This is a genomic window from Nostoc sp., assembly GCF_036919675.1.
GTDB lineage: Bacteria > Cyanobacteriota > Cyanobacteriia > Cyanobacteriales > Nostocaceae > Nostoc.
In genome coordinates this window covers 18,308-32,933 of the sequence record NZ_JBALCP010000098.1, presented here as the reverse complement: position 1 = coordinate 32,933, position 14,626 = coordinate 18,308, and the positions used below count along the sequence as shown (strand labels likewise).

Genomic DNA, 14,626 nt, shown 5'->3' with positions numbered 1-14,626 from the left:
CCCAAATTAAACTAATGCTTGCTCTACTTGGTCTTTAATTTCATGACAATTATGCCATGCAAAAAGTTTGCAAAAAACTTGGTTTTCGTATCGAACGCACAGATAATTCAGGTGTAGTCAAAGCCCAAATCGACATCAAAAAAGTTCATCCCCAAAATTAATACTCATCTACAAATTGAGGATGAACCCACAAAAATTCACGGCGTTTGTTTTGCACCCGCACTAGACCACCAAAACTAGGATCTTTTTCTTTCAGAAGGGCGTGTAATTCTCGCAAAATTGAGCCTTGGGCGCGGATTGCATCGCCTTCCAAGAAGGAGGCATCGCTCTTGGACTTCCCAGCCAAAGCCATATCACTTCCCTTCAAGGTAGACTCGATGCTTTTCTGTCCGAGATCGAGTTGTTCTTCAATGGCTTTGTAGGTGGTGTCATCCAGTATGAATTTAGTTGTCGAAGCTGCTACAGGTAAAACTAGGCTCAGGGTTCCGGTCAAAATTCTGAGATAGGGGACTGCCTTGGTGAACCACTCACGCTGCAAGTCTAATTCATAAACTCCCTTTTTCTTGTTATTGGGATTTAAGGCTGGAAGTGGCTGACGTGCATGTTCGCACCAGAGGGTGAGTTGAAATTTGGCACTAATCCATTTGGGGCGATCGAAAAATTTCGGATCAACAGGCTTAAAGCTGAACAGGCGCGGGCCGTCTTTGGCTTCATCGGTGAGCATCTGCATCAGCACTGCAAACTGCTGATCGACCTGGCTTAAAATGGTGCGCTGCTCGTGAGACAATGACTGAAAGCGTGCTTGATCTCGACGATCTAAGATAACCAAATCTTTGCGGATAACGTTTAGCTCGTCTTTTACAATGTATCGGAATTGCTCAATGCCAATTGCTTGGGATGGTGGCGGAGTCGTGGGTGCGTTATTTAGCAGTCGATCTATGTTTTGCCATTCACCACACCCTGAAATGGGACACGGGAACTCATGACGATTTTTCTTTTTGCTTTCAATTAGTTTCTTTACCTCAAACAGTCCGTTTCCAGGCGCATTCATGCTGCAAGGTGCAATGCAAGGAACCATCACATTACAACGCAATCCTTCCCAGAAGTTTTCAACTAGCCATTTAATCTCTTCCGTAAGATAAGACAAGAACCGTTCAGGATAAGCTGCCCGCACTGTGATTTTTACATCGGTGCCAACATACTCCAGCAATGCCCGACCGTTGTAGTCATTGTCAAGCATCAAGCCCCGTTGCCAATGGATGCTGTCTTCGTAATTCGCCCGTCCCAGTGAGTATTTGTGCAACCGGACAATCAACTGGTAAAATAACCCTTCTGCCACTGCAAACTGTCCGCGACTGTCCACAATGCGGCAGATTTGCACCTGTTGTCTATCTCCGCCTTCCGGTTGCTCTCCCCAATTGGGCAATGGCTCCGGGCGTGTATCGGGAACGAGTTGAGCAATCAGGCTGGTATTGCTAGTTTCTGACGGATCGAAGACCACTTTGTAGGACAGATCAAAGCGTTCCATCAGCCGCAGAAAGATTGGATGCAATTTTGAGGGGTAGCCTTCTTCGCCTGCAAATGGCGGATGGCTCCACAACTGGCTGAGATGCTCAAATTCCACTAAACCGTTGCGTTTGCGTGTCATTTGATCATCCAGCACAAAGCTGATCGCCTTTGCCAGCCAGTCGGGTTTGAGGATGACGATATCGCGCAGTGTTGGGTCGTAATGGTAATGGATGAAATGCCCTAGTATATGGGAGATGCGAAGAAACAGTTCTGCTTGCTCCTTATCGATTCCCTGTTCAGCACAGATGGCAATGACATCATCGTAAGATAGATAAGCTTTGTCGCTTGCCTGCAAGATTTCCCGCACCTGCTGCCATTTTGCTGGTACGGATCGCCCCATTTCGGGAAGAGATGCAGCGATACGAGCGATCGCTTCTTTTAATTCTGCAAGCCCGGTGCAATGCGTCGTATCCTCACTGGGTTTGCTGTTTACATGGAAGAAATCTATTACTGTGTCTTTGCCGAATTGATCCAGAATTTCTTGCCTGTCAATATCCGGTTGTCGCTGTCCGGGGCCACCATGCGTTGCAACTACCAGCACCTTTGCCTCCGGTTCCCGATTCTTGATCAACGTAATCCACTCTTTGACAAAGCCCTGCTGGGGCCCTTCCCGTGGCTTCCAGATCACCAGATACACGGCTGGCGCACTGAAAAATAACTGGTGCGTCGGTCGATAAACCCGTTGACCACCAAAATCCCAACCATTCAACGTGATTTCTGTGCCACTGTCAGGATCAGTGACGATTACAGGCTTAATCTCAATTCCGTGAGTTGTGAGGCGGTCATCTTCCCATTCATCCCCTCGCAATGCACCCAACAGACAACTCTTGCCCACCTCACCCTCACCAATTAGAATCAGCTTGGCTTCGTTCAGCACAATCTGCGCTTCTACCTTTGCCCGAATATATGCCATAACAGCGTCGAGTCCCTGCTCGTATGCCGCCGCTAGTTCAGGGTTCAAGGGGTTTTCGTCAAGATTAAGTTCAACTAACTGAGCGAGTTGAGTAAAACTGTGAGGCAGTGATGTCAGATTATTCCCATGACTCACGTCTTCATAAAATGCATTAGAGGAAATTTGTTTTCCTCCTAAGCAAAGTTTTATTAACTGTGTTAAATTACCGAATTCATTAGGAAGCTGCTCAATTTTATTGTCGACCACATAAAGTTCTCTCAATTTTTGCAAGCTCGTAATTACGTTCGGAAACGAGACAAATTCATTTCCAGAAAGTGACAGTACAGTTAGTTTCGTTAGATTTTTGGTTGATTCTGGCAGTTGGGTCAGTTTGTTATACGATAGGTCAAGCTGTTGCAACTGGGTCAGGGATGTGATCGCCTCTGGCAGTTGGGTCAGTTGGTTATCAGAGAGGTCAAGATTTTGCAACTGTATCAGGGATGCGATTGCCTCTGGCAGTTGGGTCAATTGGTTGTATGAGAGGTCAAGATTTTGCAACTGGGTCAGGGATGTGATCGCCTCTGGCACTTGGGTCAGTTTGTTACCAAAGAGGTTAAGGTGTTGCAACTGGGTCAGAGATGCGATCGCCTCTGGCAGTTGGGTCAATTGATTGCCAGAGAGGTCAAGCGTTTGCAACTGTATCAGGGATGCGATCGCCTCTGGCACTTGGGTCAGTTCGTTGTTAGAGAGGTCAAGATTTTGCAACTGTACCAGGGATGCGATCGCCTCTGGCACTTGGGTCAGTTCGTTGTTAGAGAGGTCAAGATTTTGCAACTGTACCAGGGATGCGATCGCCTCTGGCACTTGGGTCAGTTCGTTGTTAGAGAGGTCAAGATTTTGCAACTGAGTCAGGGATGCGATCGCTTCTGGCAGTTCGGTCAGTTGGTTGTTGCCGAGGTCAAGCGTTTGCAACTGAGTCAGGGATGCGATCGCCTCTGGTATCTCAGAGAGTTCCATATCGCTGAGATCAAGTTCTATTGCTCCCTCTCGCCGTGCCTTTTTAATCCGCTGCTCTGCTTCCCGATAAGCCTTATCTTGTGCCATGACCAAATCCTTTTTCTCACTACCAAAATCGGAGTAATAGCCAGACTTTTTCTGGTTAACAGCCTATACAGGTGGTTTAGCCAGAAAATCTCAGCCTAACATTCTAATAAACAGCAAGCAACGCCAAGGGTAAAAATTTTACTTTGTTAAAAATTTAATTACATGAGATGATGTTAATAATTAAATAGCTTGCTGGTTTAGCGGAATTACAATTACAAATTCTGTACCTTCTCCTGGAGCAGAAATACATTGTAATTCTCCCTGATGTTTTTGGGTGATAATCTGGTAGCTAATAGATAAACCTAACCCCGTACCTTTCCCAATAGGTTTAGTGGTAAAGAATGGTTCAAACAATTGTTTTTGGACGTTTTCTGGAATGCCTAAACCATTATCAGCAATGCGAATAACTACTTGCTTTTCGCTGCTGAGTTTAGTATGAATCCGAATTTTTCCTCTGTCTTGTACAGGTGACGGATGACTAATGACTAATGACTCTTCAATTGCATCGATCGCATTTGCCAGAAGATTCATAAAAACCTGATTCAGTTGTCCAGCGTAACATTCTACTAATGGCAGGTCGCCGTACTCTTTGATCACCTCAATTGCTAGAGAATCACATTTAGCCTTGAAGCGATGTTCCAGAATCATCAATGTACTATCGATACCCTCATGGATATTTACAGCTTTCATCTCTGTTTCATCTAAGCGGGAAAAGTTTCGTAGAGATAGGACGATTTCTGTGATTCTTTCAGCACCAACTGTCATAGAAGTTAGCAAGTTTGGCAAGTCTGCCATCACGAAATTTAAGTCGATGGCTTCTGTTTCTTCTTGAATTTCGGTGACTGGATTAGGATAGTTTTGCTGGTATAATTGCAACAAACTAAGTATATCTTGGATATATTGATTGGCAAAAGTGATATTGCCATAAATAAAGTTAACTGGGTTGTTGATTTCGTGCGCTACACCTGCTACCAACTGCCCTAAGCTGGACATTTTTTCACTATGCACCAGTTGAGATGCTAAGTGCTTTGCCTCTTGGCGCAATTGTGCTTCTGAGTGTCGCAATATCTCTTCTGCTTGTTTGCGCGGGGTAATGTCGTGGAGAATGACAACATACTCCTGAAAATCCTGATGGGGTCGGTCTGAGATAGAAACTTCCAGGATTTGGTTTTTCCCATTGCGGAGTAAGGTTTGTTCGCTACGTTTTGTCCACTGGTCTGGATAGTAGACTAATGCAGGTAGCCATTTGTTGAGATGATTTCCCAGCAACTCAGATGGGTTGACAACAAAGAAAGATTCAGTGGCTGGATTAGCCTGTCGGATAATGCCTCGATCATCCACGACTAAAATACCATCCTGGGCGACGGTAAAGAGGTGTTCGGCAGCTTCTCGGGCTTCTGCGATCGCCACCACTTGGGGTAAACTTGTCCAACAAGCGATCGCTACTCCCACAAATGCCACACTCATCAGCAGCACCACAAATAGATTTTCACCCGCCGCATTTGCAACTTTGTTAAGTTTGACACCAAATAACCAGCCAACTCCGACTGCGCTGCACAGTAAAAAAATCAGGATGCTCACCTGAAGAATTACTGAGTCCTTGATGATTACCACAGGGCGTGTGCGATATCGTCGCATCCACCAACTGGGATGGAATGGAGGGAAGGCGACGCGGCTAATCACTGCATCTATTCCCATGACACCAATAGGAAATAATAGCCCAATGAGCAAGTTGAGCCAACCCCAGGCAAATCCACCCACCAACAGCACCACAACTTCTAACAGCAGAATGCCCAGAGATATGCGAGGGAACAAAACTTCCGGGCGATCGCGCCGCAGCCAAAGCCCCAAATGGAATAACATAAAGGAGACAAACCAACCGATGTTACCAACAGCCACGATTCGGGCTACATCTCCCCAAATCAGATAGATCAAGCACAACACCAATGTCAATGTCAATGCTGGGACAAACACACCCCGACGTGATACAACGGAAAATACTGGTGAGAGATGGTTATCTAAGGCCAACTGATACAAAATTCGAGGGCAATTAGAAACGACCGTTGCTGAACCTAGCAGACAAGCAGCCACCAGCAAAAAGGAAACACTTATAGCCGCTGATTTTCCCCAAAAGGGCTGGGAAGCCGCCACAAGATTCAGAAAAGCATTGTCTTTTAGGCTTGGATCTGTTGCTAACCGCATCATTACCCAAGACCCCCCTAAAAAGATAGGTGGCATCATCCAAGCCGCAAAATCTAGAAAGCGTAGCGTCTGGGTGGGTTGGTGGCTATCGGCGACAAAGGAAGAAGCCGTTTCACAGCTGTAGGTTGCATAGGTGACGAAAAAGAACCACTTAGTCCAATCCACGAAGCCTAAAGATGACCAATTGCTAGGAAAAAACCCAGGACTATCACCAGAGAACGCTAACCAGCCAAGACCCTGTACACAGAAGGTGATTAGCAATCCAAAGGCTGGAATTACAAAAAACAAATGTAAAATACTCAGGGCGCGAGTCCCACTAAACGCCACGATAAACGGCAACAGTGTAAAGCCAATATCCAGAAATCTTTCTGGACAGGTAATATCCAGTGCCTCCAAATTCACTTTAATTAAATCTCTGAGGACGATCGTATTAACTGCTAAGTAGGAAACCCAGTTGAGGAGGTATCCAATTGCGGCATAGCAAGCTAGTCCGGGGTAGTTTTGCAGCAGCTTGGTAGCATAGTTAGGTGTTCCTCCAGCCACATTCCTAAAATACATACCCAAGCGTTTTACCTGATAGTTGAGCAGCATTCCGAAAATCACCGCAGGTATCCAGACAAAAATAGCTTGGGAACCGAGAGCAGCATGAATTGCTGGAACTAATGCTGTCCAGGAAATATGAGCTGTCAAACCAAAGCCCCAACTTTCAACAGCACTCAGGCTTCTAGTCAAGCGAGGGTAAGAAGATTGGCCCAAAGTAGCATGAGCAGGATGGGACATGATTGGCAGTGCAGGGTGGGATACTGTAATTAAGGTTATTAGCTAGAGTTCCCATCTGCTAAATGTTCTGAACAGAGACTTTTAGCCCAAAGTTATGGTTAGATGTCACAATTTGGCCTTTGAGGTGCGATCGCTCTTGAACAACTTAAGCCAAAACATGATAGAAATGGTCGAGTCCAAGGGTCGTTTTCTGACTTTTGGCAATGAATGAGCAATTCATCACCGCGATCATCAGGTGATTTTCAGCCAAGGCATAACCCTCTTCTGTCACTCTCCAAAAACTTTTGCCATTTCTGAATTCTAGAGCTTTTGTATACGAAGCGTAGGCGTAGCCCGCCGCAGGCATCGCAGGATTTTTTCCTAATAACAAATACGATAACCAAGATTCTCAATCGCTTAGTTCAAACTTCGCGCTATTCTTGATCAAACGTTAGCGAACATGTTTATTGCAGCGAACTTTAAAAAGCATGGGTGGCAAATTAATTGTATTTGAAGGGGTGGAAGGCTGTGGTAAAACCAGCCAAATGCAGCTTTGTTCTGAGTGGTTGGAAAGTCTGGGTGTTTCTGTGATGCTAACTCGTGAACCAGGAGGAACGGAGTTAGGCTTACATCTTCGCCGCTTGCTACTAGAGAAGGCAGAGGATAAACCCTTCGGCTCCGCTCAGGGCGAGCCAGTTGCAGAAGTGACAGAACTTTTGTTGTATGCTGCTGATCGATCGCAACACGTTGAACAACAACTCAAACCAAATCTCGCAGTAGGGAAATATATTTTATGCGATCGCTACACTGACTCTACCATTGCCTACCAAGGATATGGTCGTGGTCTTAATATGAGTTTAATCAATCAGCTTAACTATATTGCTACTGGTGGCTTAGAAAGTGACCTAACTATTTGGTTAGATGTCGATATTGAAGTGGGACTAGCCCGCAAACTCCTAGATGGAGTAGGATTAGACCGGATTGAACAGGAAACAATCGCTTTTCATCGGCGCGTTCAGCAAGGATACGCACATTTAGCAGCATCCTATCCCTCACGAATTGTGCGGGTAGATGGCAGCTTGAGTAAAGAAGCTGTACAACAGGTGATTCAAGGAATTTTGTGCGTACATCTGCACTTGGCGACGTAGGGCAAAAATAAACCTAAAAGTTTTTAATGATTTTAGAAAAGTTGCTGAACTAAACTCCAACAACTTTTCACTACTTCCCTTTTTTCTCATCCAGTGCTTTCTGAATAGCTTCTCTGCAAAACTCAGGAGGATCGTCTTCTTGCTGCACTTCTTTTTTCATTGTCTTAGTGATGCGTAAATTTAATCTTTCGGTTAATGGTTCTTCTCTGTCTGTAGTGAATGGTTTTAGATTCTCTGGCTTGTTAAGAATCCACCCTAAACTCAAAGCATCTTGGTTATCAAGTGCTAGGCAACGAGTGAATCCCGTATCTAGAAGTGCATTAACTGGTATAACATCTCCATCAGATGTAACTAAACCAATTTCAAAGATTAACTCACTTTGACTATTAAATTCTCAAAAAATCATATTCTGCCACAACTTTCCCTCTCATTGAGGCGCATGATGAGGCGCATTTTGTCAGAATTCAAAACGCCAAAAAATAAAAGCGAGCGCTCCCTTAAGTTAAAGAGCGATCGCTAATTTTTAGATGATAAAATAGAGCTTAAGCTGCAACAGGTTCCAACAATTTGATGTCAGAGAAGACAAATTCTTGAATAGATACTTGTCCTGCTGTCTCGGTGCGAATCTCCCGACGATTTAAGATAAAATACTCACCAACTTTTTCATACTCATCGGTAAATTCGCTTCTACCACCCTTTTGTTCCCCAGTTTTGGGATCATGGTATACAGAATCATAGGTGTGAGACAGGTAACCTTCCCCTGTGTCATGACTACTAAAGGTGTCAATTGTCACGAAAGTACCGTGGATGAGACGGTGAACATGGCATACTTCATTATTGCGGACTTTATATTTATCGCCCTCAGCCTTACCACCCATTAAAAGCTCAACTGCACCAGTTTCGTCAGTTTTACCATAGCTAAACGTATTGGCGCTGTGGGTATCTTGAAAACTACGGCGGATGCGGTGAATTGCTATTTCCCAGGCTTGACCATGAATAGCCTGCTTGGCCGACTCGTCATCTACGTCCAAAACTTCGGCTTTGAGATTGGCGCTGATGATAACTTTGCCTGTAAATACTTTATCATCTTGCTTAAAGGTGATATTTGCGGTATAACCAGGGAAATTTTTGTTCCAAGTGTAGCGGTTCTCATAAGCAGCCCGGAAAAGTTCCTGAGCAGAGAGTTGTGTAACTGTCATGTGCTTCTCCTAGTCGCTACTGTTATTAGCGTTTTAGTTTTCTTGGTATTAGCATAGAAGTAATTGTTGAGGCTTGGATAGTCCCCAACTGGGTACACTTATGGTTAATTCTCTCTACACCGTATTTGATGCGATCGCTAATGTCCAAAATGAGCAAGAATTAAGACTAGCTCTCACGGATAAAATTGGTGAGCATTTTTGCGTGCAAAATTGGGGTATTTATTTCCTAAATGAGCAGCCAACGACTGACATTGATATTCAGGGTATTCCGGCAGTATGCTTAGAAAGCAATCCAGTCGGGCGCTACGTGGTTGAGCGTCATGCTCCCGCCCATGAGCAATTATTATTATCACCAGGAGACTGGAAGCATTTTTGTTCGCGTTCTGATCACGAACACGTGATGACCGGGCCAATAGTTTATGATGGTCGTCTTGTAGGAACGCTTAACTTGGCTCGTGACAAGGGATATCCTGCTTTTAATGGCAACGATTTAGCAGATTTAAGTGCCTTATGCATTCATTTATCAGCAAAAATGGCGACTCTACGGACAAAACCAAAAATATCCAATTCCCTTTTAGTAAGTCCTCTAACAGCGCGTGAGTTAGAAATTGCCGAGTTAGTGGCGCAGGGGTTAACTAACGCGGAAATTGGGGAAAAACTTTGGATTACGCAAAATTCTGTCAAACAAGCTTTGAAGAGGATGTTTCGTAAGTTGAAGGTTTCGGCGCGTGCAGAAATGGTGGCAAAACTGCAAGATATACAAGTTTGATAAAGGATAATTCACAAAAGCCTAAAACGACGTATTTTTGTTAATTCACAGGAGCAGAAATTTTTCCAGTCCGTAAGTCCTAGTTATTTTTTATCTGGTATTAATCTGGATTTTGCAGTGTAGATGCATCCAACAAGGTGCAGGCAATGTCTACGACGGGCGTCAATACACTTGGGTTAAAGCCAAAAACCAAAACCAGGGCAGGGTAGAAACCCAACATTTTTCGTGGTTTGTTGGGTTTCACTACCCTGCCTTAAGCCGCCTCCTTTGTCTACGTTCAACCCAACCTACAAATATTCTTAACCCTAGCTTATTGCGACGGGTGTAGCTTGCAGCAACTTAAAATTAGTAATTCTCTTTTGGATGCAACACGCAATAGGGGCGTACAGCTAGCTGTGCGCCCCTACTAAAGTCCTATATTTTTTGCAACTGATAAATGCTACAATCTTTAATCAACAAAGGTAAGCTCGTTACCCAAGCATTAGAAAAGTTTGTTAGTTAGATACCAGCGTCCCTATTGTTACTCATTTATTGGCGAAAAGTTATTACTACTTGCTGCCAATAGAGGATGGTAACGCATTTAGGGTATAACTTTCTTTGAGATATTTTTGGCTGTATCTGCCGCACTGTCCCCTACATCGCTAGCTGTTTTCTGAGCACCTTCTACGTACCCAGATCCAAATTCTTTAAAGGCTTCTGCTGACTCTTTTGTAATCTTCTGAACTCGTTCACCAGGAGAACCTTCCGTTTCACGAGCTTCTTTATTCCACTGCCCTACTGTTTTCGGTCTTTGAGCATCATTTTGCTCTACCTGTTCGCGAACTCTCTCGCCTAATCCTTTGTCCTTTTGCCCATAACTAACATTCGTCGTCAGCACTAGAAAACCAACTAGGACAACAGCCAAAAAAGATTTTACCTGAAGTCCTTTAAGCAGAGAACTGATGTGACCAATCGTCCTAGAAATAAAATTTATCATGCCAATTAGCTTGTTTTTTGAGTACAAATTAAAGATTAACTATAAAAAGGTAATTATGCTTCTAACAAAAGGCATATCTGAGTTATAAAAAAGAAATATTTTTTAAATCTTGCTTGGGGAAGATGTGATTTGTTAGATGCATGGATATTTGTAATTCGTCTATGGGCACAAGTAACGAGTTATACTGCCTTTAATTAGAGAGTTTGCATAATGAAAGAGCATTATCCGAAAGCAATTGCCGAATACATAAAACTGTTATTATAAATTGGATAAAGAAGAATTAAAAACTCATAAACAAGACCGACTAAAACAACTTAGTGAAAGCCTTAATACTTACATCATGACCCACTTCCAAGCTTCTGGTGATCGCATCACTAAAGCATTAAATGCAGAGTTGCTCTCTAAGTAGGAGGGAAAAGGGAAAAATCAGGAATTCAAACTCCTAACTCCTAAAGATACCGTTGCAATAGACCAATGAGAACTTCTGGTATTTCCAAATGAGGTAATATTCCTGCATCTGCGATCGCATAAAAATCTCGAATTGCACTTATATTTAAATTTGCCAAGCGTCGTCCTAGTTTAATGTTAGTAAATTGTGCCTTTTCTCCCCAAAAAATCCTCGTGGGAATTGTCAGTTGTTGAATATATAAACTCAGGTCAAAATAAAGGTCGCCCCGCAAAAATGACAAAGCGGCAAACTTAGCATTAGGCTGTTGTGCAGAGGTTAAATAAGCCTCCACCATCTCTTGTGATACTCGTTGTGACTTGGCAAACAGAAAACTTTGTAAAAAATTTCGGACTGCAATTTCATTTTCAGCACCAAGGATATAAATAAAATTGTCCAACAGAGGCGTATTGATCACCGAAAGCGGAAGTCTGCGTCCAGCACCCTCCCCAAAATCATCAAATCCAGAGGGACATACCAAAAACAGTGCTTTGAATAAATTGGGTTGAACAATAGCTAGGCGGATAGCAAAAGCGGCTGTTAGAGACGAGGCTACCACTGTTACTGGCTGGCGACAAGTTTGGATGATAAACTCAGCGATCGTGCTGAGATAATCCCTAATTTTATAATCTCGGACTGGATGAGCCGATTCTCCCCAGCCGATTAGATCGGGGGCTAAAATGTGGTACTTAGAGGCAAAAGCTGGGTAAACTTTAGACCATTCATATGCAGACGCTCCACCGCCAAAGTTATGGAGAAACAGTAGTGGGCGTAAATCTTCAGTGTCAGCGATCGCTTTGCTCGCCGCAGGCATCGCCCAAGGTGCATTCGTTTGGGTATAGTAAACCATCGCCCCCAAGGATGTATGGATAAGTTTATGTCCAAAGCCAGGAGGTTGAAACTGAAGCATAAAATTAAAGAGTTTAGTTTAATCGCAGTTTACGCGAAGGCAAAATTACAAGGTATAAAGTAAAGCTTACTCATAGAACTAATTTATAATTCATGATTACCCCACGCATAAATGGGGTAGTCTAAATTGTCGATACTGTATGGGTTTTATGTCTTTATTGATCAATCCTTTAAATTATACCATTAATTACAAATTATTCCGCCACGATGCTTCTTAATAATGAGATTTAATTTTTAAATTTACATTGCTTATTTTTGCTTTTGGTCACTATCTCCTGTGATCTGAACAAGTTGATCGAGATGATCGCCACTGATGTGATAAGCTCCCCCAAAACCAACTACAAAACGACCTTCACTAGGAGTTAGCTGGAAAATCCGAAAGTCAGACAAGCCGCGCAAAACCTCTATAATTTGACCAAACCGCCCTTGAAATTGCTCAACAATTTGATTCCACTTGTCAGTTTCACGCTCTATCAAAGTTGCCGTACAATCAAAACTCAAACGACGACGGGCAAAAATTAGATTACTCTTGGCTTCATCCTCGATAAACAAGACATTAACATGAGGATTGGCATAGAGATTTTTGGTATGAGTTGAAAGACCACTGACGTAAATGTAGATATTCTTGGAATCATCCATTACAAAGGGAGCATAACTAGCATTGGGTATTGCCTGTGCGCTCACGGTGCTAATGATTACACTCTCTAACTCTTCAGGAAACTTTTCATATTCAGCTTGAATGTTTTCAAGTTGGCTCATAAGTAAATTACCGTTTGATTAGGAACACCTAATTAAGTATCCTAACGTGATTCAGCGATGTCTACGATGGTCACTGAGCTTGTCGTACTACTTCGTGGAAGCAAGCTACGCGCAGCGTCTCGTAGAGAAGTGCGGGCTGTTCGGCATCACATGGAATCCCAAAGATTTGGTTTAATTGTAGCTAAGATCCTGTGGCGTCAGTTTGCCTACCTCTAAGACAAGAGGTTTTGCCCCAAGTCTTGTTAATTGAGATATTAGCTGGGTTTACGCGCCCGCTGTACTAGTCTCCTTCATTCCCCTAATGAAAGCAAAGTTATGAGTACCGGAGGATTTGGAGAAACAAACATTGGGCTAAACTTAAGAAAGTTGTGAGGACGCAAATGTGACTGACAAAAATCGTTCTCAATGGGATTTAGGCAGGTTTATCGAAACCCTGACTTACTTTGAGGTAATTCCTTTCCTTAACTGGGTACAGCAGTTAAGGAAAGGCCGTCCTAAGGATAATCAAGATAGACCCAATGGAGGAAGAAACATGGGTGTAATACTAGTAGCAGGTGCAATAGGTGGTGTAGGTAAACGAGTGGTGGAGCGATCGCTCGAACGGGGTTATAAAGTTCGGGCGCTTGTTAGAGACATTGACAAAGCACGGTCAATTCTTGGTAATGATATAGACTTTGTAGTTGCGGATATCACTCAACCTCAAACTTTAACTCCTTTAGTTATGGCTGATATCCAAGCTGTAGTTTGTTGCACAGCAGTGCGTGTGCAACCAGTAGAGGGTGACACAGCAGATAGAGCAAAATATTATCAAGGTGTTAAATTCTACCAGCCAGAAATTGTTGGCGACACCCCAGAAAATGTAGAATATCAAGGTGTCAAAAACTTAGTCCAAGCGGCCGCAAAATATTTACCCCAAGCAAACGAAAAACTAATATTTGATTTCACAAAGCCATCAGCAGAATTAAAGGATAACTGGGGGGCGCTGGATGATGTCGTCATGGGTGGCGTGAGTGCCAGTAATATCCAATTAGTAGAAAATACAGCTTTATTTGCTGGTAATGTCTCCACCGATAACTCTGGCGGATTTGCTTCTATCAGAACTAAGAATTTTGATCCCCCCTTCAACTTATCTGGTTACGAAGGTGTAAAATTGCGCGTCAAAGGTGACGGTCAGCGTTATAAAATATTCCTACGGACAGATACAAAATGGGATGGCATTGGCTACAACTATTCTTTCGATACCGTAGCTAATACCTGGATAGATGTTCAGATTCCCTTTGCAGATTTGATTCCCGTCTTTCGGGCAAAAACTGTCAAAGATGCGCCGCCACTTGAGCAGAATAGAATTTCTTCATTCCAACTGATGTTGAGCAAATTTGAACATGATGGTGCTTTAAATGCCAAATTTTCTCCCGGTGGTTTTGCTTTGCAGTTGGAATCAATTAAAGCTTATGGCGGTACAACTTTACCACAATTTATTCTAGTCAGTTCAGCAGGTGTGACTCGTCCCGGACGCCCTGGCATTAATTTAGATGAAGAACCGCCAGCTGTGAAATTAAATGATCAATTAGGAGGAATTTTAACTTGGAAGTTGAAGGGAGAAGATAGTTTAAGAGAAAGCGGAATTCCTTATACGATTATTAGACCTTGTGCTTTAACTGAGGAACCAGGGGGTAAGGAATTAATATTTGAGCAAGGCGATAATATTAAGGGCAAAATCAGCCGTGAGGATGTGGCAGAACTTTGTGTGCAAGCGCTAAAACTAGCGAAAGCTTGTAATGTCACGTTTGAGGTAAAACAGGGAGATAATCCTCTTAACTCTATCGATTGGCAGAAGCTATTTTCTAACTTAGAACAGGATAAATAAGTCAAGTGAATACAGACTTATCCTCTGT

Annotated in this window: 12 protein-coding genes; 4 read left to right on the top strand and 8 right to left on the bottom strand. The window is 43.2% G+C overall.

Features of this window, described 5'->3' with window-relative positions; translation table 11 throughout:
- Nucleotides 1-157 precede the first annotated feature (157 nt).
- The 3 genes from V7K49_RS20745 to V7K49_RS20735 form a co-directional block, all read right to left on the bottom strand.
- Nucleotides 158-3,565, bottom strand: a complete 3,408-nt coding sequence (locus V7K49_RS20745) for a leucine-rich repeat domain-containing protein (RefSeq protein ID WP_335207204.1) — start codon at nucleotides 3,563-3,565, stop codon at nucleotides 158-160.
- Nucleotides 3,566-3,745: 180 nt separating this feature from the next.
- Complete coding sequence (locus V7K49_RS20740) at nucleotides 3,746-6,547, bottom strand: ATP-binding protein (RefSeq protein WP_335207203.1); 2,802 nt, start codon at nucleotides 6,545-6,547, stop codon at nucleotides 3,746-3,748.
- A 145-nt stretch (nucleotides 6,548-6,692) separates the two neighbouring features.
- Nucleotides 6,693-6,893: a hypothetical protein gene (locus V7K49_RS20735; RefSeq protein WP_335207202.1), complete on the bottom strand. Its 201-nt coding sequence runs from the start codon at nucleotides 6,891-6,893 to the stop codon at nucleotides 6,693-6,695.
- 121 nt (nucleotides 6,894-7,014) lie between these two features.
- Here V7K49_RS20735 and tmk point away from each other — a divergent pair, with 121 nt between their 5' ends.
- On the top strand, nucleotides 7,015-7,674 hold the full coding sequence (gene tmk / locus V7K49_RS20730; protein WP_335207201.1) for a dTMP kinase: 660 nt from the start codon (nucleotides 7,015-7,017) through the stop codon (nucleotides 7,672-7,674).
- A 70-nt stretch (nucleotides 7,675-7,744) separates the two neighbouring features.
- On the opposite strand, the gene V7K49_RS20725 is transcribed toward tmk, so the two are convergent.
- Nucleotides 7,745-7,939: a hypothetical protein gene (locus V7K49_RS20725; protein ID WP_335207200.1), complete on the bottom strand. Its 195-nt coding sequence runs from the start codon at nucleotides 7,937-7,939 to the stop codon at nucleotides 7,745-7,747.
- A 277-nt stretch (nucleotides 7,940-8,216) separates the two neighbouring features.
- Nucleotides 8,217-8,873: a DUF3386 domain-containing protein gene (locus tag V7K49_RS20720; RefSeq protein ID WP_335207199.1), complete on the bottom strand. Its 657-nt coding sequence runs from the start codon at nucleotides 8,871-8,873 to the stop codon at nucleotides 8,217-8,219.
- A gap of 100 nt (nucleotides 8,874-8,973) precedes the next feature.
- Here V7K49_RS20720 and V7K49_RS20715 point away from each other — a divergent pair, with 100 nt between their 5' ends.
- A complete protein-coding gene (locus tag V7K49_RS20715; protein WP_334869707.1) occupies nucleotides 8,974-9,642 on the top strand; it encodes a LuxR C-terminal-related transcriptional regulator in 669 nt (222 codons plus the stop codon).
- Nucleotides 9,643-10,222: 580 nt separating this feature from the next.
- Here the strand turns inward: V7K49_RS20715 and V7K49_RS20710 are convergent.
- From V7K49_RS20710 to V7K49_RS20700, 3 genes are all read right to left on the bottom strand, one after another.
- A complete protein-coding gene (locus tag V7K49_RS20710) occupies nucleotides 10,223-10,618 on the bottom strand; it encodes a hypothetical protein (protein ID WP_335207198.1) in 396 nt (131 codons plus the stop codon).
- Nucleotides 10,619-11,067: 449 nt separating this feature from the next.
- Nucleotides 11,068-11,973: an alpha/beta fold hydrolase gene (locus V7K49_RS20705; RefSeq protein ID WP_335207197.1), complete on the bottom strand. Its 906-nt coding sequence runs from the start codon at nucleotides 11,971-11,973 to the stop codon at nucleotides 11,068-11,070.
- A 248-nt stretch (nucleotides 11,974-12,221) separates the two neighbouring features.
- Nucleotides 12,222-12,731 (bottom strand): HugZ family pyridoxamine 5'-phosphate oxidase, encoded by a 510-nt coding sequence (locus tag V7K49_RS20700; RefSeq protein WP_335207196.1) that lies wholly within the window; start codon nucleotides 12,729-12,731, stop codon nucleotides 12,222-12,224.
- Nucleotides 12,732-12,788: 57 nt separating this feature from the next.
- Here V7K49_RS20700 and V7K49_RS20695 point away from each other — a divergent pair, with 57 nt between their 5' ends.
- Together V7K49_RS20695 and V7K49_RS20690 are read left to right on the top strand one after the other, a co-directional pair.
- Complete coding sequence (locus V7K49_RS20695) at nucleotides 12,789-12,947, top strand: hypothetical protein (protein ID WP_335207195.1); 159 nt, start codon at nucleotides 12,789-12,791, stop codon at nucleotides 12,945-12,947.
- A 166-nt stretch (nucleotides 12,948-13,113) separates the two neighbouring features.
- Nucleotides 13,114-14,598: a CIA30 family protein gene (locus tag V7K49_RS20690; RefSeq protein ID WP_335207194.1), complete on the top strand. Its 1,485-nt coding sequence runs from the start codon at nucleotides 13,114-13,116 to the stop codon at nucleotides 14,596-14,598.
- Nucleotides 14,599-14,626: the final 28 nt, after the last annotated feature.

Coding starts and splice junctions, on each gene's coding strand:
- V7K49_RS20745 (WP_335207204.1), bottom strand. CDS start 3,565: ATGGCACAAGATAAGGCTTATCGGGAAGCAGAGCAGCGGATTAAAAAG.
- V7K49_RS20740 (WP_335207203.1), bottom strand. CDS start 6,547: ATGTCCCATCCTGCTCATGCTACTTTGGGCCAATCTTCTTACCCTCGC.
- V7K49_RS20735 (WP_335207202.1), bottom strand. CDS start 6,893: ATGCCTGCGGCGGGCTACGCCTACGCTTCGTATACAAAAGCTCTAGAA.
- tmk (WP_335207201.1), top strand. CDS start 7,015: ATGGGTGGCAAATTAATTGTATTTGAAGGGGTGGAAGGCTGTGGTAAA.
- V7K49_RS20720 (WP_335207199.1), bottom strand. CDS start 8,873: ATGACAGTTACACAACTCTCTGCTCAGGAACTTTTCCGGGCTGCTTAT.
- V7K49_RS20715 (WP_334869707.1), top strand. CDS start 8,974: ATGGTTAATTCTCTCTACACCGTATTTGATGCGATCGCTAATGTCCAA.
- V7K49_RS20710 (WP_335207198.1), bottom strand. CDS start 10,618: ATGATAAATTTTATTTCTAGGACGATTGGTCACATCAGTTCTCTGCTT.
- V7K49_RS20705 (WP_335207197.1), bottom strand. CDS start 11,973: ATGCTTCAGTTTCAACCTCCTGGCTTTGGACATAAACTTATCCATACA.
- V7K49_RS20700 (WP_335207196.1), bottom strand. CDS start 12,731: ATGAGCCAACTTGAAAACATTCAAGCTGAATATGAAAAGTTTCCTGAA.
- V7K49_RS20695 (WP_335207195.1), top strand. CDS start 12,789: ATGTCTACGATGGTCACTGAGCTTGTCGTACTACTTCGTGGAAGCAAG.